17 protein-coding genes and 1 pseudogene are annotated in these 21,725 nt (G+C 73.7%); 8 read left to right on the forward strand and 10 right to left on the reverse strand.

From position 1 onward, the window contains the following. Positions 1-20 precede the first annotated feature (20 nt). From gcvP to AB2L28_RS11640, 3 genes are read left to right on the forward strand one after another with little or no spacing between them, the layout of a single operon-like run. A complete protein-coding gene (gene gcvP / locus AB2L28_RS11630) occupies positions 21-2,906 on the forward strand; it encodes an aminomethyl-transferring glycine dehydrogenase (RefSeq protein ID WP_370718965.1) in 2,886 nt (961 codons plus the stop codon). A gap of 15 nt (positions 2,907-2,921) precedes the next feature. Beyond that, entirely contained in the window at positions 2,922-3,416 is a 495-nt protein-coding gene (locus AB2L28_RS11635) for an NfeD family protein (RefSeq protein WP_370718966.1), read from the forward strand. After that, positions 3,416-4,495 (forward strand): SPFH domain-containing protein, encoded by a 1,080-nt coding sequence (locus AB2L28_RS11640; protein ID WP_370718968.1) that lies wholly within the window; start codon positions 3,416-3,418, stop codon positions 4,493-4,495. Before AB2L28_RS11635 ends, AB2L28_RS11640 begins: the two co-directional genes overlap by 1 nt. A 44-nt stretch (positions 4,496-4,539) precedes the next feature. Here AB2L28_RS11640 and AB2L28_RS11645 read toward each other — a convergent pair whose 3' ends face one another. Then, positions 4,540-5,046, reverse strand: a complete 507-nt coding sequence (locus AB2L28_RS11645) for a hypothetical protein (RefSeq protein WP_370718970.1) — start codon at positions 5,044-5,046, stop codon at positions 4,540-4,542. A gap of 105 nt (positions 5,047-5,151) precedes the next feature. Here AB2L28_RS11645 and AB2L28_RS11650 point away from each other — a divergent pair, with 105 nt between their 5' ends. Continuing rightward, positions 5,152-6,672: a cryptochrome/photolyase family protein gene (locus AB2L28_RS11650; protein ID WP_370718971.1), complete on the forward strand. Its 1,521-nt coding sequence runs from the start codon at positions 5,152-5,154 to the stop codon at positions 6,670-6,672. A gap of 26 nt (positions 6,673-6,698) precedes the next feature. Beyond that, positions 6,699-7,088 carry a PPOX class F420-dependent oxidoreductase gene (locus tag AB2L28_RS11655; RefSeq protein WP_370718973.1) on the forward strand — a complete coding sequence of 130 codons (390 nt, stop codon included), beginning with the start codon at positions 6,699-6,701 and terminating at the stop codon, positions 7,086-7,088. Here the strand turns inward: AB2L28_RS11655 and AB2L28_RS11660 are convergent. The 4 genes and pseudogenes from AB2L28_RS11660 to AB2L28_RS11675 form a co-directional block, all read right to left on the reverse strand. Next, entirely contained in the window at positions 7,085-7,753 is a 669-nt protein-coding gene (locus AB2L28_RS11660; RefSeq protein WP_432525848.1) for a RibD family protein, read from the reverse strand. The two genes, AB2L28_RS11655 and AB2L28_RS11660, sit on opposite strands and share 4 nt — an antisense overlap. Positions 7,754-7,843: 90 nt before the next feature. Continuing rightward, positions 7,844-8,467: pseudogene (ribA, locus tag AB2L28_RS11665) on the reverse strand (GTP cyclohydrolase II); the annotation flags it as partial. A gap of 41 nt (positions 8,468-8,508) precedes the next feature. After that, on the reverse strand, positions 8,509-8,922 hold the full coding sequence (locus AB2L28_RS11670; protein ID WP_370719440.1) for a SufE family protein: 414 nt from the start codon (positions 8,920-8,922) through the stop codon (positions 8,509-8,511). 56 nt (positions 8,923-8,978) lie between these two features. Then, positions 8,979-9,893, reverse strand: a complete 915-nt coding sequence (locus AB2L28_RS11675; RefSeq protein WP_370718979.1) for a sulfurtransferase — start codon at positions 9,891-9,893, stop codon at positions 8,979-8,981. Between the two features lie 150 nt (positions 9,894-10,043). Between AB2L28_RS11675 and zapE the strand changes: the two genes are divergently transcribed. Next, a complete protein-coding gene (zapE, locus tag AB2L28_RS11680; RefSeq protein ID WP_370718981.1) occupies positions 10,044-11,105 on the forward strand; it encodes a cell division protein ZapE in 1,062 nt (353 codons plus the stop codon). Between the two features lie 10 nt (positions 11,106-11,115). Here zapE and nicT read toward each other — a convergent pair whose 3' ends face one another. The 5 genes from nicT to glgX are packed head-to-tail and all read right to left on the reverse strand — an operon-like array spanning position 11,116 to position 19,260. Further along, positions 11,116-12,177 carry a Nickel transporter NicT gene (gene nicT, locus AB2L28_RS11685; protein ID WP_370718982.1) on the reverse strand — a complete coding sequence of 354 codons (1,062 nt, stop codon included), beginning with the start codon at positions 12,175-12,177 and terminating at the stop codon, positions 11,116-11,118. A gap of 44 nt (positions 12,178-12,221) precedes the next feature. Continuing rightward, the gene (locus AB2L28_RS11690; RefSeq protein WP_370718984.1) at positions 12,222-12,878 is read right to left on the reverse strand and encodes an NUDIX hydrolase N-terminal domain-containing protein; all 657 of its coding nucleotides are present in this window, start codon (positions 12,876-12,878) and stop codon (positions 12,222-12,224) included. After that, a complete protein-coding gene (gene treZ / locus AB2L28_RS11695) occupies positions 12,875-14,614 on the reverse strand; it encodes a malto-oligosyltrehalose trehalohydrolase (RefSeq protein WP_370718986.1) in 1,740 nt (579 codons plus the stop codon). The genes AB2L28_RS11690 and treZ overlap by 4 nt, the downstream gene beginning before the upstream one ends. Positions 14,615-14,659: 45 nt before the next feature. After that, positions 14,660-17,104 (reverse strand): malto-oligosyltrehalose synthase, encoded by a 2,445-nt coding sequence (gene treY, locus AB2L28_RS11700; protein ID WP_370718988.1) that lies wholly within the window; start codon positions 17,102-17,104, stop codon positions 14,660-14,662. Positions 17,105-17,118: 14 nt separating this feature from the next. Further along, complete coding sequence (gene glgX / locus AB2L28_RS11705) at positions 17,119-19,260, reverse strand: glycogen debranching protein GlgX (protein WP_370718990.1); 2,142 nt, start codon at positions 19,258-19,260, stop codon at positions 17,119-17,121. 179 nt (positions 19,261-19,439) lie between these two features. Between glgX and AB2L28_RS11710 the strand changes: the two genes are divergently transcribed. Then, positions 19,440-20,555 (forward strand): YihY/virulence factor BrkB family protein, encoded by a 1,116-nt coding sequence (locus AB2L28_RS11710; protein ID WP_370718991.1) that lies wholly within the window; start codon positions 19,440-19,442, stop codon positions 20,553-20,555. 60 nt (positions 20,556-20,615) lie between these two features. After that, on the forward strand, positions 20,616-21,725 hold the full coding sequence (locus AB2L28_RS11715; protein WP_370718993.1) for an amidohydrolase family protein: 1,110 nt from the start codon (positions 20,616-20,618) through the stop codon (positions 21,723-21,725).

Genomic DNA, 21,725 nt, shown 5'->3' on the forward strand with positions numbered 1-21,725 from the left:
GCCAGACCTCCGGAGCGTCCATGACCTCGCCGTCCCTGCCCGCGTCCACCGAGCTGCCCGAGTTCACCCCCGAACCCGCCGCCCTGCCGTTCAGCGCCCGCCACATCGGGCCCGGTGCGGCGGCCGTGGCCCGCATGCTCGACGTCGTGGGGTTGTCCTCCCTCGACGAGCTCGTCGACCGGGCGGTCCCCGCGGGCATCCGCGACGGCGTCCTCGACCTGCCCGAGGCGCTCGACGAGACGTCGGTGACGGCGGCCCTGCGGGCCCTCGCCGGCCGCAACCGCGTCGTGCCCTCCCTCATCGGGCTCGGCTACCACGGCACCCGCACACCCGCCGTCGTGCGCCGCAACGTCCTGGAGGACCCCGCCTGGTACACGGCGTACACGCCGTACCAGCCCGAGATCTCCCAGGGCCGCCTCGAGGCCCTGCTGAACTTCCAGACCGCGGTCACCGACCTCACCGGCCTGGACATCGCCAACGCCTCCCTGCTCGACGAGGGCACCGCCGCGGCCGAGGCCGTGACGCTGGCCCGGCGCACCTCCAAGGCGCCGGAGGGGGCCGTGTTCGCCGTCGACGCCGACGTCCTGCCGCAGACGCTCGCGGTGCTGCGCACCCGCGCCGTGCCGCTGGGCATCGAGCTGGCGCTCGTCGACCTCGACGCGCCCGACCCGCTCGCCGGGGTCGGTGACGTGTTCGGGCTCCTCGTGCAGTACCCGGGCACCTCGGGCCGGGTCCGCGACCTGGCGGCCGTCGTCGCCGACGCGAAGGCCCGCGGTGCCGTCACCGTCGCCGCGGCCGACCTGCTCGCCCTCACCGTCCTCGTCCCGCCGGCCGAGTTCGGCGTCGACGTGGCCGTCGGGTCCAGCCAGCGCTTCGGCGTCCCCATGGGGGCGGGGGGGCCGCACGCGGCGTACATGGCCGTCCGCAAGGGCCTGGAACGGTCCCTGCCCGGGCGCCTCGTCGGCGTCTCCGTCGACGCCGACGGGAACGCGGCCTACCGCCTGGCGCTGCAGACGCGCGAGCAGCACATCCGCCGCGACAAGGCGACGTCGAACATCTGCACCGCCCAGGTGCTGCTGGCCGTCATGGCCGGGTGCTACGCCGTCTGGCACGGCCCGGACGGCCTGCGCGCCATCGGTCTGCAGGTGGCCCGCCGCGCCGCGGCCCTCGCGCAGCAGCTGCGCGACGGTGGCGTCGAGGTCGTGCACGCGGAGTTCTTCGACACCGTCCTGGCGCGCGTGCCCGGCCGGGCGGACGAGGTGGTCGCCGCCGCCCTGGAGGCGGGCGTGAACCTGCGCCGCGTCGACGCCGACCACGTCGGGATCACCGTCGACGAGACGACCTCGGAGGCGCACGTCGCCGCGGCCCTGCGCGGTTTCGGGCTCGCCGTGGCCGAGGTGGCCGCCGAACCCGCCCTGCCCGCACCCCTGCGCCGCACGTCGGGGTTCCTCACCCACCCGGTGTTCTCCCAGCACCGGTCCGAGACGGCCATGCTGCGCTACCTCAGCCGGCTGTCCGACGCCGACTACGCCCTCGACCGCGGCGCGATCCCGCTGGGCTCGTGCACGATGAAGCTCAACGCGACGACCGAGCTGGAGCCGATCTCCTGGCCCGAGTTCGCCGACCTGCACCCGTACGCGCCCGCCGACCAGCTCGCGGGCACCGCCGAACTCGTCGCCGACCTCGAGCGCTGGCTCGCCGAGGTGACCGGTTACGACGCGGTCTCGCTGCAGCCCAACGCCGGTTCGCAGGGCGAGTTCGCCGGGCTCCTGGCGATCCGCGCCTACCACGTGGCGCAGGGGCGCCGCGAGCGCACGATCTGCCTCATCCCGAGCTCGGCGCACGGCACGAACGCCGCCAGCGCGGTCATGGCCGGGTTGAAGGTCGTCGTCGTGGCGTGCGACGAGGCCGGCGACGTCGACCTCGACGACCTGCGCGCCAAGGTCTCCCAGCACGCCGACGACCTCGCCGCGCTCATGGTCACCTACCCCTCGACCCACGGGGTCTACGAGGAGTCGATCCGCGAGGTCTGCGCCCTCGTCCACGACGCCGGCGGTCAGGTCTACGTCGACGGCGCGAACCTCAACGCCCTCGTCGGCCTGGCCCGTCCCGGGAAGTTCGGCGCCGACGTCTCGCACCTGAACCTGCACAAGACGTTCTGCATCCCCCACGGCGGCGGCGGCCCGGGCGTCGGCCCGGTCGCGGTCCGCTCCCACCTCGCGCCGTTCCTGCCCTCGACCGCCCCGGACGCGGGTGGCGTCGGGATGGTCTCGGCCGCCCCGTTCGGGTCCGCGGGGATCCTGCCGATCCCGTGGGCGTACCTGCGGCTCATGGGCCCGGACGGCCTGCGCGCCGCGACCGTCCAGGCGGTGCTGTCCGCGAACTACGTCGCGACCCGGCTGTCCGGGGCGTTCCCGGTCCTGTACCGGGGCCCGGGCGGGCTCGTCGCCCACGAGTGCATCCTCGACCTGCGCCCCCTGACGAAGGCCACCGGCGTCACGGTCGACGACGTCGCGAAGCGGCTCATCGACCACGGGTTCCACGCCCCGACCATGTCCTTCCCCGTCGCGGGCACGCTCATGGTCGAACCCACCGAGAGCGAGGACCTGGCCGAGCTGGACCGGTTCTGCGACGCGATGCTCGCCATCGCCGCCGAGGTGCAGGACGTCGCCGACGGCCGCTGGGCCGTGGAGGACTCCCCGCTGCGGCACGCCCCGCACACGGCGGCCTCCCTGGTGGGGGAGTGGGACCACCCCTACACGCGGGCCGAGGCCGTCTACCCCGCCGGGATGGACCCGCGCACGAAGTACTGGCCGCCGGTGCGCCGCATCGACGGGGCGGCCGGGGACCGCAACCTCGTGTGCTCCTGCCCGCCGCTGTCGGAGTACGGAGGGGCGCGTGGGTAGGATCACCGCCAGGGGGTGATCACCGTGGAGTTCCTCGACGCCGTGCTCGACCGCAGCTGGTTGCTGTGGATCGCGGCGGCGCTCGTCCTGGGGATCCTCGAGATCACCGCGATCGACCTGGTCTTCGCCATGCTCGCCGGCGGTGCCCTCGCAGGCGCCGCCGCCGACGCGCTCGGCCTGGGTTTCGTCGGGCAGGTGCTCGTGTCGGCCGCCGTCGCCGGGCTGCTCATCGGGACCATCCGGCCCGTCCTGCTGCGCCGGCTGCGGATGCCACCGGTCGGCACGACGAACTCCGCCGCGCTCGTCGGGCGGCCCGCGATCGTCCTCGCCGACGTCACCGTCCGCGGCGGGCAGGTCAAGCTCGCCGGTGAGACGTGGTCGGCGCGTTCGGCGGGTCCGGCCTTCGCGGCGGGGGTCGACGTCGTGGTCACCGCGATCGACGGCGCCACCGCCGTCGTCGGACCCCTGCCCGCAGCCCCACCGCCGACGGCCGTCCCGGAGGAACCCTGATGGACAACGTCGTGACCCTCATCGTCCTGGTGCTCGTCGTCCTGTTCGTGGTGACGATCGTCATCCGGACGATCCGCATCGTCCCGCAGGCCACGGCCGTGATCGTCGAACGGCTCGGGCGCTACTCACGCACCCTGGACGCCGGTCTGCACTTCCTCGTGCCGTTCATCGACAAGGTGCGCGCGAACGTCGACCTGCGCGAGCAGGTCGTCTCGTTCCCGCCGCAGCCGGTCATCACGTCCGACAACCTCGTCGTGAGCATCGACACGGTCATCTACTACCAGCCGACCGACCCGAAGTCGGCGACGTACGAGATCGCGAACTACATCCAGGGCATCGAGCAGCTCACGGTGACGACCCTGCGCAACGTCATCGGCTCGCTCGACCTCGAGCAGACGCTGACCAGCCGCGACCAGATCAACGGCCAGCTGCGCGGGGTCCTCGACGACGCCACCGGCCGCTGGGGGATCCGCGTCAACCGCGTGGAGCTCAAGGCGATCGACCCGCCGGCGAGCGTGCAGGACTCGATGGAGAAGCAGATGCGCGCCGAACGCGACCGGCGCGCCGCGATCTTGAACGCCGAGGGCCTGAAGCAGTCGCAGATCCTCACCGCCGAGGGCGAGAAGCAGTCCCAGATCCTGCGGGCCGAGGGTCAGGCGCAGGCCGCGATCCTGAAGTCCCAGGGCGAGGCGAAGGCCATCACCCAGGTGTTCGACGCCATCCACCGCGGCGACCCCGACCCCAAGCTGCTGGCCTACCAGTACCTGCAGACGCTGCCGCAGATCGCCCGCGGTGACGCGAACAAGGTCTGGATCGTCCCCAGCGAGCTCAACGACGCCCTCAAGGGGTTCGGCTCGATGTTCTCCGCCCACGGCGGTGCCGACGGGGGTGCCGGGGGTGCCGGGGGTGACGGGGACGCGCCGCGCCGCCGCGCCGACCGCGAGGACGCACCGCACGACACCGGTCTGCCCGACGTCGTGCTGGAGGACCCGGCCGAAGCCCTCAAGCGGGCCCGCGAGGAGGCCGCCGGCGCCACCCGCGACGCCGAGGGCGCCACTCGGCTCGGCAAGGACGAGTAGCCCGCCGCTGCGCCTCCGTCCCCTGCGGCCCGCGGTCGGCCGTCTCAGCCACCGAAGACGTCGCGGACGGCGGCACGGCGCAGGCGCTCCAGCGTGGCCGTCTGCCGTTGCGCGCGCTCGATCAGCACGTCCAGCGCCACCGGGTCGAGCCGGGACGCCGCCGGGCCGCCGGCGTCGGCCAGCTCCCGCAGGCTGCGCCAGCCGGCGGCCTTGCCCTCCACCCCCAGCAGCAGCCCCTCCAGCTCGACCACCGCGCGCAACGGGGACCGCCGCACGAACCGGCCGTTGGGCTTGAGCGCGACCAGCGCCTCCACGGCGCGGGCCGCCAGCTCCAGGTGCCGCCGCCGCCGGACGCCCAGGACCCGCACCCACCGCAGCAGCTCGCGCCGGTCCGCGACGACCTCGGTGTGCAGGTCCGCCAGGACCCGGCCCGTCCCCGTCCCCGCGTGCGCTCGCGCCGCCCGCGCCAGGCGCGCCCGTCCGGCGCTCGCCCCGGCGAGGTGGTCGCCGAGGTAGACGGTCAGCAGGGTGTGAGGTCCGGGCGCGTCCACGCAGGACGACTACCCGGGCTGCGGGCGGGGCAACCCCCTCGGCGTGCACGCGCCCGGTCCGGGCACCCGTTCCGGGGTGCCGAGGGGCGGGTCCGTCGTCAGAGTGTGGACGTGGTGACCCCTGACGAGCTGCCGGAGCGGTCCCCGCGCACCCGGCGCTGGCTGTTCGCCGACCAGCTCGGCCCGCACTTCCTCGACGCCCCCCGCCAGCCGGTGCTGCTCGTGGAGTCCGTGGACGTCTTCCGCCGGGGCCGCTTCCACCGCCGCAAGGCCCACCTCGTCCTGTCCGCGCTGCGGCACCGGGCCGCCGAGCTGGGGGACCAGGCCGTCCTCGTGCGCGCCCGCACCTACCGCGAGGGGCTGGCGGAGTGCGGGGAACCCGTCAGCGTGTGCGACCCCACCTCCTACGCCGCGCGCCGCCTCGTCCGACGCCTGGACGACGTCGAGGTCCTCGCCTCGCGCGGGTTCGTCGTCTCGGAGGGGCAGTTCGCGCACTGGGCCGGCCGGCGCGGCGGGAAGCGCCTGCTCATGGAGGACTTCTACCGCGACGTGCGGCGCCACCACGGGCTGCTCATGGACGGTGACAAGCCCCTCGGCGGGTCCTGGAACTACGACCACGACAACCGGCAGGGGCCGCCGAAGGAGCGGACGGCGCTCGACGTCCGCGAACCCTGGTGGCCCACCGAGGACGAGATCGACGAGGAGGTCCGCGCGGACCTGGACCGCTGGGAGCGCGAGGAGGGCGTGGAGTTCACCGGCGCCGACGGGCCGCGGCGGTTCGCCGTCACCCGCCGGGAGGCGCTGAGCGGCCTGCGCCGGTTCCTCACCGACCGGCTGGAGCAGTTCGGCGTCTACGAGGACGCGATGATGGCCCAGGACCCGTGGATGTCGCACTCGTTGCTGTCGGTGCCGATGAACCTCGGCCTGCTCGACCCCGTCGAGGTCGCCCGCAGGGCCCAGGAGCACGGCCGTGAGCACGACGTCCGGCTCGCCTCGGTGGAGGGTTTCGTCCGGCAGGTCGTGGGCTGGCGCTCCTACACCTGGCACCTGTACTGGCACCTGGGGGAGGACTACAAGCAGCGCAACGCGTTGGACGCCCGGACGGAGCTGCCGCGGTGGTTCGCCGACCTCGACGCGGACGCCGTGACGGCGAACTGCCTGCACCACGTCCTGGCCGGGGTCCGCGACGAGGGGTGGGCGCACCACATCCCGCGGCTCATGGTGCTGGGCAACTGGGGCCTGCAGCGCGGGTACCACCCGGCCGACCTCGCGGACTGGTTCTGGCGGAACTTCGTCGACGGCTACGACTGGGTCATGACGACGAACGTGGTCGGCATGTCCCAGCACGCCGACCACGGGGTGCTGGCCACGAAGCCCTACGCCTCCGGGGGCGCCTACATCGACCGGATGAGCGACTTCTGCGGGGGCTGTCGCTACGATCCGAAGGTGCGGGTCGGTGAGGACGCCTGCCCGTTCACCGCCGGCTACTGGAACTTCCTGGCCGGGCACCGCGAGCAGCTCGAGGGGAACCGGCGGATGACGCAGGCCCTGCGCGGCCTGGACCGGCTGCGCGACCTCGACGGGGTGCTGCACCAGGAGAGCGAGAGAGGGAGTGCTCCACCGTGACCGACCGCGCTGATCGAACGGACCGGGTGGCCGGACTGCTCGCCGGGACCTCGTACGTCCTGCTGACGACGTTCCGCCGGGACGGCCGGCTCGTGCCCACCCCCGTGTGGGTGGCCCCCCTCGGGGACGGCCGGCTCGTGCTCGTGACCCGGGACGACACCGGCAAGGTCAAGCGCGTCCGCCGCGACGGCCACGTCCTGCTGGCGCCGTGCAGTCAGCGGGGCAAGCCCTTCGGCCGTCCCGTCGACGGGACCGCCGAGGTCCTGCCCGACGAGCGGCTGCCCGAGGTCGAACGCGTCCTGGCCGGCAAGTACGGCCTGCAGTTCCGGCTGTTCGACGCGGTGGAGGAGCTGGCGCAGCGCCGGGGACGGGTCAGGGGCCGGCGCGTCGCGGTGGCCCTGACCGTCGAGCCCTAACCGGCGCGCAGGTCCAGCTCGAAGCAGACGTCCTCACCGAGCAGGTGGCGGCGGGCGGGCGGGCGCAGGCAGTCCTGCAGCGGTTCGACGTCCGGCAGGGCCAGACCGCGCCGCCCACCGCGACCGACGACGAGCGGGGCGACCGTGAGGAAGAGGCGGTCGACGAGCCCGGCGTCGACCCACCGGCTCACGGTGGTGCCGCCACCCTCGACCAGGAGCCGGCGCAACCCCCGCTCGCGCAGCAGGTCCAGCACCGCGACCGGGTCCCGGGCGAGGTCGCCGCGCACGTGCACCGTCGCCGGGTCGGTCAGCACGGCGCGGTCGCGCAGGCTGCTGCGGGGGTCCAGGACCACCCGCACGGGGTTCGGCCCGGGAACGGCCCGGACGGTCAGCTGGGGGTCGTCCGAGTCCACCGTCCCCGGCCCCACGACGACGGCGTCCACGAGCGCGCGCAACCGGTGCAGGTGCTCCCGGTCGGCCTCACCGGTGACGAAGTTGGAGTCGCCGGAGGCCGTGGCGATGCAGCCGTCCAGGCTCTGACCGAGCTGCGCGACGACGCCGCGGCGTCCGGCCAGCAGCAGCGGGGCGTAGCGGTCCACGAGTTCCCCGCCGGCCCGGACGCGCAGACCCGCGGCCACCAGCAGCGGGTCCTCCTCCCGGGCCAGCTCCAGCAGCGCGGCCCAGTCGTCCAGGCCCGTCGAGGAGCCGGTGGACCCCGCCCGCCCCGCTGCGGGCCGCGCCTCGATGCTCACGACTCAGCCCACCCCGGGCAGGCGGTGCCCCATCCGGTCCCGCTTGGTGCGCAGGTAGCGCAGGTTGTCGCTCGTCGGGGCCACGGGTAGGTCGCGCCGGCGCACGACCGGCACGCCGTGCGCCTGGAGAGCCTCGACCTTGACCGGGTTGTGCGTCATCAGCTCGACGTCGCGCACCCCGAGGTCGCGCAGCACGGCCACGGCCCCGGTGTAGTCGCGGGCGTCCACCGGCAGCCCCAGGTCGAGGTTCGCCTCGACGGTGTCGCGGCCCTGCTCCTGGAGGGCGTAGGCCGCGATCTTCTCCGCCAGCCCGATGCCCCGCCCCTCCTGGCCGCGCAGGTACAGGACGATCCCGCGGCCCTCGGCCGAGATCGCGTCGAGGGCGGCGTGCAGCTGCGGACCGCAGTCGCAGCGCAGCGACCCCAGCACGTCGCCGGTCATGCACTCGGAGTGCATCCGCACGAGCACGTCGTGCCCGTCGCCGACCTCCCCGGTCAGGAGCGCGAGGTGCTCGACCCCGTCCGCCTGCCGGTACGCCACGGCGCGGAACGTGCCCGAGGTCGTGGGCAGCGTCGCCTCCCCGACCCGGACCACCGGCAACGACGGGTGCTGCTGACCCAGCAGCTCGCTGCCGGGCTCCTGGAGCTCTGTCACGTGCGTTCCCTCCGTCAGGTCGCGGTCGCGACCCTCACCTGGCGCTTGACCCGCGCCAGCATCCCGGTCATGCCCCGCATCCGGAGCGGGCTGACCGCCCTGTCCAGTCCCAGCCGGTGGCACACGTCCCCGGGCAGGTCCAGGACGACCTGCGCCGGCAGACCCTCCAGCCCCTCCTGCAGCACACCCGCGAAACCGCGCGTCGTCGGCGCCTCCGGGGGCGCGGACACGTGCAGGTGGACCGAGGAGGACTCGTCGACCTCCACGGAGACGAACACCGGTGACTGGCACTCGTCGACGCGTTCCATCTTCTCGAGGTGGCCCTCGAACTGCGGCGGGAGGGGTTTGAGGCCCTGGCTGAACTCCAGCAGCAGCTGCAGGCGCTCGGTCTCCGGCAGCGCCTGGAAGTCCTCGATGACCTCGGCCATCGAGGGGGGCAGCCCGGCGGTCGGGATCGGGTCCAGGTCCTCGGACGCGGCGCCGCTCACGCGGACGTTCCCGCGGAACCCTTCTCGGGCCCCTTCGCGATCGGGACGCGCACCGCGTTGCCCCACTCGGTCCAGGAACCGTCGTAGTTGCGGACGGAGCCGAAACCGAGCAGCTGGGAGAGCACGAACCACGTGTGGCTCGAGCGTTCCCCGATGCGGCAGTAGGCGATGACGTCGTCGTCCGGGGACAGGCCCTTCTCGTCCCGGTAGATCGCCTCGAGGTCCTCGCGCGACTTGAACGTGCCGTCCTCGGCGGCCGCGCGCGCCCACGGCACGCTGTCGGCACCGGGGATGTGCCCCCCGCGGACCGTCCCCTCCTCGGGGTAGTCGGGCATGTGGGTGCGTTCGCCGGTGTACTCCTGCGGGGAGCGGACGTCGACCAGCTTGCCGCCGCCGGGCGCCTGCACGTGGGTGAGCACGTCCTCCTTGAACGCGCGGATCGCCGCGTCCGCACGCTCCACGACGGGGTACTGCGTCGTGGGGCGCCGGGTCGCCTCCGTCGTCGTCTCGCGGCCCTCGGCGATCCACTTGGCGCGCCCGCCGTCGAGCAGGCGCACGTCGGGGTGGCCGAACAGCGTGAACACCCACAGGGCGTAGGCGGCCCACCAGTTGTTCTTGTCGCCGTAGATCACGACGGTGTCGTCGCGGGAGACGCCCTTGGCCGCCATGAGGCGGGCGAACCCCTCGCCGTCGACGTAGTCGCGCGTCACGGGGTCGTTGAGCTCGGTGTGCCAGTCGACCTTGACCGAACCCGGGACGTGCCCGGTGTCCCACAGCAGGACGTCCTCGTCGCTCTCGACGACCACGAGCCCGTCCTCACCGAGGTGCTCGGCCAGCCAGGCCGTCGTCACCAGCTTCTCCGGGTGCGCGTACGCGGCGAGCTTGGCGTCGGTGTCCAGCGGCGTGCTCACGGTCGATCCTCCTGCGACTCGGCGGGCGGCGGCGGTCCGGCCACCGCAGCTCCTGGTTCAACCCAGGAGGTCCGGTCTTCGTTCCCGCCGCCGGTGATCCTGGCACACCCGTCCGGCGCGGACGGCGGGCGCTCACTAGTCTGGGCGTTCGTGACCGGTTCCCCCCCGCGGCCCGAGGCCGGACTGGACTCCCTGGCCGACCGCAACCCCCGGGTGCCGCCCGAGCAGCTGGTCGCCGAGCTGGTCCCGCCGCCGCGCTTCGCCGACGTGCGGTTCTCCACCTACGTGCCCTCCCCGGAGCACCCCTCCCAGGCCGAGGCCGTCGCCGGGATGTCCGGGTTCGGCGACGCCGTGGTGCGCCAGGACTCCGCCCGCAAGGGCCTGTTCCGTCGCCGCAGCGCGCCCTCGGGCCCGCCCGGCATCTACCTCGACGGCGGGTTCGGCGTCGGCAAGACCCACCTGCTGTCCTCCCTGTACCACCAGGTCGTCACCGAAGGGGGCCGCAAGGCCGCCTACGGCACCTTCGTCGAGTACACGAACCTCGTCGGGGCGCTCGGCTTCCTGCCCGCCGTCGACGCGCTCGCCCCGCACCACCTCGTCTGCATCGACGAGTTCGAGCTCGACGACCCCGGCGACACGGTGCTCATGTCCCGCCTCATGCGCGAGCTCGTCGACCGCGGCGTGAAGCTGGCCGCGACCTCCAACACGCTGCCCGGGGCGCTGGGGGAGGGCCGCTTCGCCGCGCAGGACTTCCAGCGCGAGATCCAGGCGCTCGCCGGCCAGTTCGCCGTCCAGCGCGTCGACGGGGAGGACTACCGCCACCGCGGGCTGCCCGCCGCCCCCGCCCCGCTGCCGGACGAGGAGGTCCGCCGCGTCGCCGCCGGCCGCGGCGGGGCGACGTTCGACACGTTCGCGCGCGTCCTGGCCCACCTGGCCGAGGTCCACCCCAGCCGCTACGGCGCCATGGTCGGGTCGACGTCCGCGGTGTGCCTGCAGGGCGTGAGCACCGTGAGCGACCAGATGGTCGGCCTGCGCCTGGTCGTCCTGGCCGACCGCCTCTACGACCGCGACATCCCCGTCGTCGCCTCCGGCGTCCCCTTCGACGCCGTGTTCACCGAGGAGCTCCTCGGCGGGGGCTACCGCAAGAAGTACCTGCGCGCCGTGTCGCGGCTCTCTGCGCTGGCCCGGGACGGGGCGGCGCTCGCGGGGTGAGGCCGCCGCCTCAGACGGGTTCGCCGGACGCGCGCCGCGGACCGGGGGAGCGGTTCGTCGCGCGCCACCACACGAGGGCCGCGACCCACACGAGGAGGAACAGGCCGGCCACGGCGTACCCGACGTGCTCGGTGTCCAGGCCCGAGACCCAGGTCGTCACCGCGTCGGCGAGCCCGAGCTCCTCGTGCAGGACGCTCGTGAGCTGGACGGTGCCGATGCCGAGGGCGACGGCGACCGAGACGCCGGTCACGACGCCGTTGTAGGCCAGGCGCCGCAACGGGTTCGCCAGCGCCCAGTCGTAGGCGAGGTTCATGAAGGCCCCGTCGAGGGTGTCGAACAGGCTCATCCCGGCGGTGAACAGCACGGGCAGCACCAGCACCGCGTACCAGGGCAGCGTCACGGCCGCCGTGCCCGCCAGGACCAGGAGGGCGACCTCGGTGGCGGTGTCGAACCCCAGCCCCATGAGCAGCCCGGCCGGGTAGATCTGCCGGGGGGACCGGATCTTGCGGGTGAACCGCCGCAGGACCCGCGCCAGCGCGCCGTCGAGGGCGAGGCGCTGCTGCAGGGCCGCGTCGTCGAGCTCACCGCGCCGGCGCCGCCGCGCGGTCCGCAGGATGCCGGCGAGGGAGACGAGGTTCACCAGTCCGATCACCCACAGGAACACGCCCGCGGCCGAGGTGCCGAAGACCCCGAGCGCGTCGTGGGCCGCGGACCCGTCGCTGACGAGCGAGGAGGCGAACCGGGCGCCCGTCGCGACCAGGAGGGCCATCGCGAACACGACGGTCGAGTGCCCCAGGGAGAACCAGAACCCCACCGACAGGGGGCGCTGGCCGTCGCCGGTCAGCTTGCGGGTCGTCCCGTCGATCACCGCGATGTGGTCGGCGTCGAAGGCGTGCCGGACGCCGAAGACGTAGGCCGTCAGACCCAGGCCCCAGCCGAACACCTGCTCACCGACCGAGTACCCGTGCGGGACGACGAACAGGCCCAGCACGCCCCACCCGAGCACGTGCAGCGCCAGCACGACGCCGAGCAGTCGCAGCAGCCTGCGCGAGTCGTCGCGGGTCCAGCGCACGGGAGGGGCTCCAGCCTGTTGCGGGTCGTTGGCAACAGCGCAGACTAGTCCCACTCCGTCGGCAGCGTGGGATCGCGGTGGTGGGCGAGCAACCGCTCCAGCTCCCAGCGGTTGACCCGGCGCCCGGACAGCTCCGGCAGCTCCTCGAGGCCGAACCAGCCGACCTCCAGCGTCTCCAGCTCGCTCGGGGCGACGCGCTCGCCGGTGACCCGGCACAGGAAGTACAGGTGGAAGACGCTGACGGGCAGGGGCGGATGCTTGCCGCGGACCTCGCGCTCCCACACCCCGACGACCTTCACGGCCTCCACGGGCCAGCCGGTCTCCTCCAGCACCTCCCGCTCGGCGGCCGGACCCGGCCGGTCCCCGGGGTCGGCCCACCCGCCGGGCAACGACCACAGCCCGTCGCTGCGCTCGCGCAGCAGCAGGAACCGCTCGCTCGCGTCGAGGACGCCGGCGCGGACGTCGACCTTGGGGGTGGCGTACCCCGCGTCGGCGTCCAGCACCGCGCGCAGGACCTCCCGCGGGCTCGTCGAGGCCGCCGCGAGCAGGTCGGCCGCCAGTTCGGTGAGCTCGCGGTAGCGCGCCGCGTCGTAGTCCTTCGCCGGGTCCCCGGCGGCGTACGTCAGGCCGTCCTGGGCCAGCGCCGCGATGCGCACCGCGGCCCGGCGCACCAGGTCGGCCGGTGCGTCGGGCCCGCTCACGCGACGCGCAGGACGACGACACCCTCCGAGGCCGTCCGCACGCCCTCGCCGAGCAGTTCGGGCCCGGGCCCCTCGGTCCACGCCGCGACGACCTCGACCGGCGTGCCCGCGACGTCGACGTCCGCACCGCCGCCCAGGGTCACCACGACCCGGTGGTCACCGCGGTGCAGGACGAGGGCGTTGCCCGCCACGTCCACCCGCACCGCCCGCAGGTCCGCGTCGGCCAGGGCCGGGACGGAGCGCCGCAGACCCGTCAGCGTCCGGTACCAGGCGAGCATCCGGGCGTGCCCGTCGCGCCCGACCTCGTCCCAGCGCAGGACCGAGGCCTCGCGCGTCGCGGGGTCCTGCGGGTCCGGCACGTCCTCGGCGTCCCAGCCGTGCTGCCCGAACTCCCCGCGGCGGCCCTCGCTCACGGCCCTGCCCAGCTCGGGGTCGGGGAAGCTCGTGAAGAACTGCCACTTCGTCGAGGCGTTCCACTCCTCGCCCATGAACACCATGGGGGTGAACGGGCCGAGCAGGTAGAGGGCGGCGCCGGCGGCCTGCCGGGCGGGGGGCAGCAGGTGCCCGATGCGGTCGCCGACGGCGCGGTTGCCCACCTGGTCGTGCGTCTGCAGGTACCCCAGGAACGCCGTTCCCGGCACCGCGGCGCGGTCGACCCTCTTCCCCCACTCCCGCCCGCGGAAGGAGGAGAACCGCTCGGCGTGGAAGAACGCCTCCTCGAACGTGGTCGCCACCACCTCGGGGTCGCCGAAGTCGGCGTAGTAGCCCTGCCGCTCACCCGTCAGCCAGGCGTGCAGCGCGTGGTGGACGTCGTCGTCCCACTGGGCGCTCATGCCGCGCCCGCCCTGCGCGGTGGGGGTCACCATGACGGCGTCGTTGAGGTCGGACTCGGCGACCAGGCCCAGGGGGCGCCCGAGCCGGGTGGACAGTTCAGCGGTCTCGTCCGCCAGCTGCTGCAGCACGTGCTGCTCGGAGTCGTCGACGAGGGCGTGGACCGCGTCCAGCCGCAGCGCGTCGACGTGGAAGTCCCGGAACCAGCGCAGGGCGTTGTCGCAGATCCACCGCCGGACCTCGACCGAGCCCGTGTCGTCGAGGTTCACCGCAGCACCCCACGGGGTGTCGTGCTTGTCGGTGAAGTACGGACCGAACTCACCCAGGTAGTTCCCGCTGGGCCCCAGGTGGTTGTAGACGCAGTCGAGCGCGACCGCGAGACCCTTCGCGTGGCAGGCGTCCACGAACGCCGCGAAACCCTCCGGGCCGCCGTACTCGTGCTGCACGGCGTACGGGGCGACACCGTCGTACCCCCAGTTCCACGCACCGTCCCACGCCGAGACGGGCAGGACCTCCACGACGTCGACGCCGAGGTCGACGAGGTGGTCGAGGCGCTCGGTGGCCGCGGCGAAGGTGCCCTCGGGGGTGAACGTCCCCACGTGCAGCTCGTAGAACACGGCCCCGTGCACGTCCCTGCCGGCCCAGTCGCCGTCGGTCCAGGTGAACGTCGAGGGGTCCACGACCGCGCTCGCCGCGTGCACGCCCCCGGGCTGCCAGCCCGTGCGCGGGTCGGGGCGCTCGTCCCCGCCGTCGAGGCGGAACGCGTACCGCGCCCCGTGGGCCGCGTCGGCCTCGGCCGACCACCAGCCCTCCCGGGGGGAGCCGGTGCGCTCCATGGCCACCGCCGTCCCGTCGAGGACGAGTTCCACCTCACGCGCGCGCGGCGCCCACACTCCGAACTGCATGGCCACAGCCTGTCCGAAGTGCGGGCGCCCGGCGACCGGAGGGGGTCAGCCGTGGCGGACCAGCAACGCCACCGGCAGGTCGGTGAGCAGGTCGGCGATCCGCACCGAGCCGCCGTCGACGACGGTGTCGCCCGCCAGCACGTTGCGCCAGCGGCCCTCGGGCAGCGTCAGCGTGTGCTCCCCCCACCCGCCGTTGCGCTGCAACGACACCGGCAGCCGCGTGGCGACGGCGACGACGCGGGGGGCGTCGACCGCGCCGCGCGCGAAGGCGAGGGCGTTCCCGCTGGAGGTCGGCACGGGGGAGTAGTCCCCGCGCGCGAACACCGCGGGGTGCTCGCGCCGAACCCGCAGGGCGCGGGAGACGGCGAGCAGCTTCTCGTCGTCCAGGTCCGCCGGTGCCGACCCGCCGTCCAGGGCCGACAGGCGCCGGCGCCGGTCCGCGTAGTCGACGGGCCGGCGGTTGTCCGGGTCCACGAGGGAGAGGTCGACGACCTCCGAACCCTGGTAGACGTCGGGGACGCCCGGCATGAGCAGCTGCACGAACTTCTGGCCCAGCACCGCGACGCGGGCCGCCTCCCCGGTGAGGGCGACGAACTCGCCCACCGCGGTGCGCACCGCCTCGTCGGCCAGGACACCGGTCGCGAACTTCTCCACCGCGGCTTCGTACGCCTCGTCCGGGGAGGTCCACGTCGTGTGGTCCTTGGCCTCGCGGGTGGCCTTCTGCAGGTAGGCCAGCAACCGGTCGGCGGCGATCGGCCCATCGGACCCCCAGGTCCCGAAGACCGTCTGCCACACCAGGAGCTCGGTGCGGGCGTCGAGGTCGGCGTCGCGGTGCCCGGCGGCCAGGTCCCGCCACGAGGTCAGGGCGGTGGCCCACTCCTCGGCGAACTCCGAGAGCACCGACAGCCGGGCCCGGACGTCCTCGCTGCGCTTGGTGTCGTGCGTGGACAGCGTCGTCATCGTGGTCGGCCAGTCCCGCGCCAGGCGCGCTGCGTAGGCGTGGAACTCCTCGGGGGAGACGCCGAACCGCGTCGGGTCACCGCCGACCTCGTTGAGCGAGCTCAGCCGGAACCAGCGGTAGAACGCGGTGTCCTCGATGCCCTTGGCCATGACCGGTCCGCAGGTCTGCTGGAAGCGGACGACGAACTCCGCGGCGCGCGCGTCCTCCTGCCCGACCCGGCCCAGGGCCAGGTCCACGACGACCGCGAGGGTGTCGTGCCGTTCGGCGGGCAGTCGGGTGCGGGCCGTGGCCGCGGCGTGGTCGAGGACGTCGACGGCGTCCTGCGGGGCCCTCTCACCGGGCACCACGTAGGCCCGGTACTGCTCGACGGCCACCAGCAGTTCCACGACGGCCTCGTGCAGCCCGCGGCGGGTGTGGTCGCGCAGGTTCACGTCGTCGTGGCAGATGCCCGCCAGCAGTTCCACCAGGCGGTGGACCTCGGCGTACAGGCCGTTCTCGACGACCTCGCGCTTGGCCTCCTCCACGAGCGCCGGGAACGGGGTGGCCGTCCCGGTGGCCGCCGCGTAGGCCGTGGACAGGGGCTCGGCACCGGCGGGGTCCAGGAACACCCCGCCCACGCGTTGCAGGGCGTCGTAGCCGGTCGTGCCCGCGCAGGCCCACTCCTCGGGCAGCAGCTCGTCACCTTCGAGGATCTTCTCCACGACGACCCAGGCGCTGGCGTCCTGCTCGTCGGACCCGGTGCGGGTGGCGGCGGCCAGGCGGTCCAGGTACCCCCGCGGGTCGGCCAGGCCGTCCGGGTGGTCGATGCGCAGACCCTGCAGGGAACCGTCGTGGACGAGCTCCAGCAGCAGGCGGTGCGTCGCATCGAAGACCTCGGGGTCCTCCACCCGCACGGCGGCGAGGGTGTCGACGTCGAAGAACCGCCGGTAGTTCAGCTCCTCGTCGGCGACCCGCCAGTGCGCCAGCCGGTACCACTGGCGGTTCACCAGCTGCTCCAGCGGGAGGTCCTCCGTCCCCGGCCGCACCGGGAACACGTGGTCGTAGTAGCGCAGGACGGGTTCGTCGCCCGAGCGGTCCAGGGACAGCTCCCCGGCCGCGAGCACCTGCCCGATCCGCCGGCCGAGCACGGCCATGAGGATCGCGCGGTCCGGCACGGACCAGTCCACGTCGAACCAGGACGCGAACGGCGACCCCGGGCCCTCGCGCAACACCGACCACAGCTGGGCGTTGTCGCTCGCCGGCGTCGGGACCGCCACGTGGTTGGGCACGACGTCGGCGACGGCGCCCAGACCGTTCTCCCGCAACCGCCGGCTGAGGCGGTCGAACGCCGGGCGCCCCCCGGCCTCGGGGTTCAGCCGCGAGTGGTCCACGACGTCGTACCCGTGCGTCGAGCCCTGCGCGGGGGCCAGCACCGGGGACAGGTAGGCGTGCGAGACCCCCAGGGCAGCGAGGTGGTCGGCCTGGGCGGCGGCGTCGTCGAAGGTGAACGCGGGCTGGATCTGCAGGCGGTAGGTGCTGGTGGGCACCACCGCGGGACGGTAGGTCACTTGTCTCCCAGAGGTCCACGGGCCAGGACGAGGACGGAGCGCGAGGCCACCGGGAGCTTGGCCCCCGGGGAGAACGCCGACTCCTCGGTGAAGATGGAGATGATGCCGACCTGGTCGTCGGCGGTGTCCAGGCGCGGGCGCCAGTCGTCGCCGTAGGCCTTCTCCGGCAGGGTGAACTCGACGGTCTCGTGCCAGGGGTTGTAGAGCACGAGGAACGAGTCGCCGGTGATGCGCTCACCCCGGCGGTCCGGCTCGGGGATGGCCTCGCCGTTGAGGAAGACCATCACCGTCCGGTTGGAGGCGTCGCCCCAGTCGGCGTCGGTCATCTCGTGGCCCTCGTTGGAGAACCACTCGATGTCCCCGACCTCGGACTCACCGCCGTGCCCGGCCTCGCCGGCGAAGAAGCGGCGGCGCTGGAACGCCGGCTCCTCCCGCCGCAGCGCCACGACGCGACGGCTGAACTCCAGCAGCTCGCGCTGGGGCGCGCTCAGGTCCCAGTCGACCCAGGAGAGCTCGTTGTCCTGGCAGTAGACGTTGTTGTTCCCGCGCTGGGTCCGGCCGAGCTCGTCACCGTGCAGGATCATCGGCACGCCCTGGGACATGAGCAGCGTCGTCAGCAGGTTGCGGTGCTGGCGGGCCCGCAGGGCGACGATCTCCGCGTCCTCCGTCTCACCCTCGACGCCGCAGTTCCAGGAGCGGTTGTGGCTCTCGCCGTCCGCTCCGCCCTCGCCGTTGGCGTCGTTGTGCTTGTCGTTGTACGAGACGAGGTCGCGCATGGTGAAGCCGTCGTGGGCGGTGATGAAGTTGATGCTGGCGATGGGTTTGCGGCCCGAGTGCGCGTACAGGTCCGAGGAGCCGCTGATGCGGCTGGCGAACTCGCCGAGGGTCTTGGGCTCACCCCGCCAGAAGTCGCGCACCGTGTCCCGGTAGCGCCCGTTCCACTCCGTCCACAGCGGGGGGAACCCGCCGACCTGGTAACCGCCGTCACCGACGTCCCACGGTTCGGCGATGAGCTTGACCTGGCTGACGATCGGGTCCTGCTGGACGAGGTCGAAGAACGCGCTCAGGCGGTCCACCTCGTGGAACTGGCGGGCCAGGGTGGCGGCGAGGTCGAAGCGGAACCCGTCGACGTGCATCTCCGTCACCCAGTACCGCAACGAGTCCATGATGAGCTGCAGGACGTGCGGGGACCGCATGAGCAGGGAGTTGCCCGTGCCCGTGGTGTCGAAGTAGTGCTTCTTGTCCTCGTCGACGAGGCGGTAGTACGCCTGGTTGTCGATGCCGCGGAAGCACAGCGTCGGCCCCATGTGGTTGCCCTCGGCGGTGTGGTTGTAGACGACGTCGAGGATGACCTCGATGTTCGCCTCGTGCAGCGCCCGCACCATCGACTTGAACTCCTGCACCTGCTGACCCTGCTGGCCGGTGGAGGAGTAGGCGTTGTGCGGGGCGAAGAACCCGATCGTGTTGTAGCCCCAGTAGTTCGTCAGACCCTTGTCCACGAGGTGGGTGTCCTGGACGAACTGGTGCACCGGCATGAGCTCGACGGCGGTGACGCCCAGGGAGACGAGGTGGTCGATGACGGCCGGGTGGGCCATCGCGGCGTAGGTCCCGCGGATCTCCTCGGGCACGTCCGGGTGCAGCATCGTCAGGCCCTTGACGTGCGCCTCGTAGATGACGGACTCGTGGTACTCGTGCCCGGGGCGGCGGTCGTTGCCCCAGTCGAAGTACGGGTTGACCACGACCGACAGCATGGTGTGGCCGAGGGAGTCGTCGTCGTTGACCTCACCGGGCCGGTCGAAGTGGTAGCTGAACAGCGACTCGTCGCCGTCGACCTGCCCCTCGATGGCCTTGGCGTACGGGTCGAGCAGGAGCTTCTCGGGCTGGCAGCGCGCACCGCTCTCGGGGTGGAACGGGCCGTGCACGCGGTAGCCGTAGCGCTGGCCGGGCTGGACGGCCGGCAGGTAGGCGTGCCACACGAACCCGTCCATCTCGGGCAGGTCCAGGCGCTGCTCGGTCCCGTCCGCGTCGATGAGGCACAGCTCGACCCGTTCGGCGACCTCGGAGAAGAGGGCGAAGTTCGTCCCTGCGCCGTCGTACGTGGCGCCCAGGGGGTAGGGCCGTCCGGGCCAGATCTGCATCGGGGGGGTCCCTCCAGCGGTCTCGAAGGTGGTCGGTGGCAGGTGCTCGTCGTGCGGGTGGTGCCGGGCCATCATGTCGGTTGCGGGCGCCCGGCACCTCCCGGAACCGCTCGGCGCCGGGGGGATCGGTCCCGGAGTGGCGACGGAACCGGCCCCCCGCCGCCGGGTACGGTGGCCGGGTGCCCGAGGACCCCTCCCCTCCGGGTGGGGGCTGCCGGGACGGGGAGAGCGAGCGCAGGAGCGACAGCGACGAGGAGAACATGGACGTGGCCCGCTCCGAGGACGCGACGGGGACCCGGGGCGCCGTCGACGCCGGGGACGGGCCCGCCCCGGGGGTGACCGTCCGCGTGCGCCCGTCGGCGCCGCCGGTGCTGCGGGTGCTGGGCCGGGTCTGGCGGGACCTGCGGGCGCTGGCGAGCGGCACCGTCGAGGCCTGCATGCGGTTCCGCGTCACGGGCCTGGCCGCCGAGGGCGGGTTCTTCGCGCTGCTCTCCCTGCCGCCGCTCGTCTTCGGGCTCGTGGCGAGCCTGGGGTACCTGGGGCGGTGGCTGGGGGCCGAGGACGTCGAGGCCGCCCGGGCGCAGCTGACGCGCCTGACCGAGGCGTTCTTCACCTCCCAGGCCATCTCCGACGTCATCCTCCCGACGTTCGACTCCGTCACGACCGGGGGACGGGCCGACCTGACGGTCCTGGCCTTCGCCGTCAGCGTCTGGTCGGGTTCGCGCGCGCTCAACGTCTACGTCGACACCATCGCCATCATGTACGGGCTCGGTGGCCACCGCGGCATCGTCCGCACCCGGTTGCTCTCGCTGTCGACCTACCTGGTCGCGCTGCTCGTGGGCGTCGTCGTCGTCCCGCTCGTCCTCATCGGCCCGCAGCTGCTGGGGCAGTGGCTGCCCCTGCACCTGCGCTGGCTCACCGCCCTGTACTGGCCGGTCGTCCTCGTCCTGTCCGTCTTCTGCCTGGCGACGCTGTACCACCTGGCGACGCCCGTGCGCTCGCGCTGGTGGCGGGACGTGCCCGGGGCGCTGCTGGCCCTGCTGGGGTGGCTGGCCATCTCCTGGGTGCTGCGCCGGGCGCTGTCGTTCTCCGTCGCGGGCGCCTCGACGTCGATCTACGGTCCGCTGGCCGCCCCCATCGTCGTGCTCATCTGGTTCTACTTCCTGGCCATCACGGTGCTCATCGGCGCGGCCCTGAACTCGGCCGTCGACCGGGTCTGGCCGGACCCGACCAAGGCCGCCGCCCGCCAGGACGCCCGCCTGCAGGCGGCCGAGCGGCGGCGCTGGGTCCCCTGACCGGGTGCGGAGCGCCGGTGCCGTGTCGTCGGTGATCACCCGGTGGGTGAGACTGGCCGGGTGGACCTGAACCGCATCACCTCCGCCGGCCGTCGCCGCGCCCGCGACCTGGCAGCCCGGGCGCGGCTGAGCAGCCACCGCCTGGCGACCTACCGCCCGCGCAGCGAGCTGGTCCTGCCCGTGACGGACGTGCCGCGGGCGGCGGTGCCGGCCGTGGACGCCCACAACCACCTCGGCCGCTGGCTGACCGGCGGGCACGCCTGGCTGGTCCCCGACGTCGGGGCGCTGCTGGCCCGCATGGACGAGCTGAACATCGCGGCGGTGGTCAACCTCGACGGCCTGCCCGGTGACCTGGAGGCCAACCTGGACCGGTACGACCGCGCCCACCCCGGCCGGTTCGCGACCTTCGCGCACGTGGAGTGGCGGCGGATCGCCCAGGGCCCGGCGGGGGTGGCGACCATGGTCGGGCAGGTGGAGGCCGCGGCTCGCGCGGGCGCGGCCGGCCTGAAGGTGTGGAAGGACCTGGGTCTGCTGGTGCGGGACGCCGGGGGTGCCCTGGTGCGCCCGCACGACCCGCGGCTGTCCGACGTGTTCGAGGCCGCCGGGGAGGCCGGGCTGCCCGTGCTGGTCCACGTCGGCGACCCGCCGGCGTTCTTCCGGCCCGTCGACCGGCGCAACGAGCGGCTGGAGGAGCTGACCCTGCACCCGGACTGGAGCTGGCACGACAAGGGCGTGCCCACCCACCCCGAGCTGCAGGACGCCTTCGACGCCCTCGTCGGCGCGCACCCGGGCACGACGTTCATCGGCGCCCACGTCGCGGGCTGGGCGGAGAACCTGCAGTGGGTCTCCGAGGCGCTGGACCGGCACCCGAACCTGGTCGTGGACACCGGGGCCCGGCTGGCCGAGCTGGGCCGGCAGCCGCGGGCGGCGGCGGCCCTGCTGGCCCGCCACCCCGACCGGGTGCTGTGGGGCAGCGACAGCTTCCCCTTCGACACCGAGGCCGTGCGGCGCTGGTTCCGCGTCCTGGAGACGGCGGACGAGGCCTTCGACTACGGCCCCGAACCGGACCAGGGCCGCTGGACGGTCTCCGGGCTGGACCTGGACGCCGACCAGCTCGCGGCCCTGTACTCCGGCAACGCCCGCCGGGTCGTCCCGGCCCTGCGCGGCTGA

Source organism: Kineococcus mangrovi (assembly GCF_041320705.1).
Classification (GTDB): Bacteria; Actinomycetota; Actinomycetes; order Actinomycetales; family Kineococcaceae; genus Kineococcus; species Kineococcus mangrovi.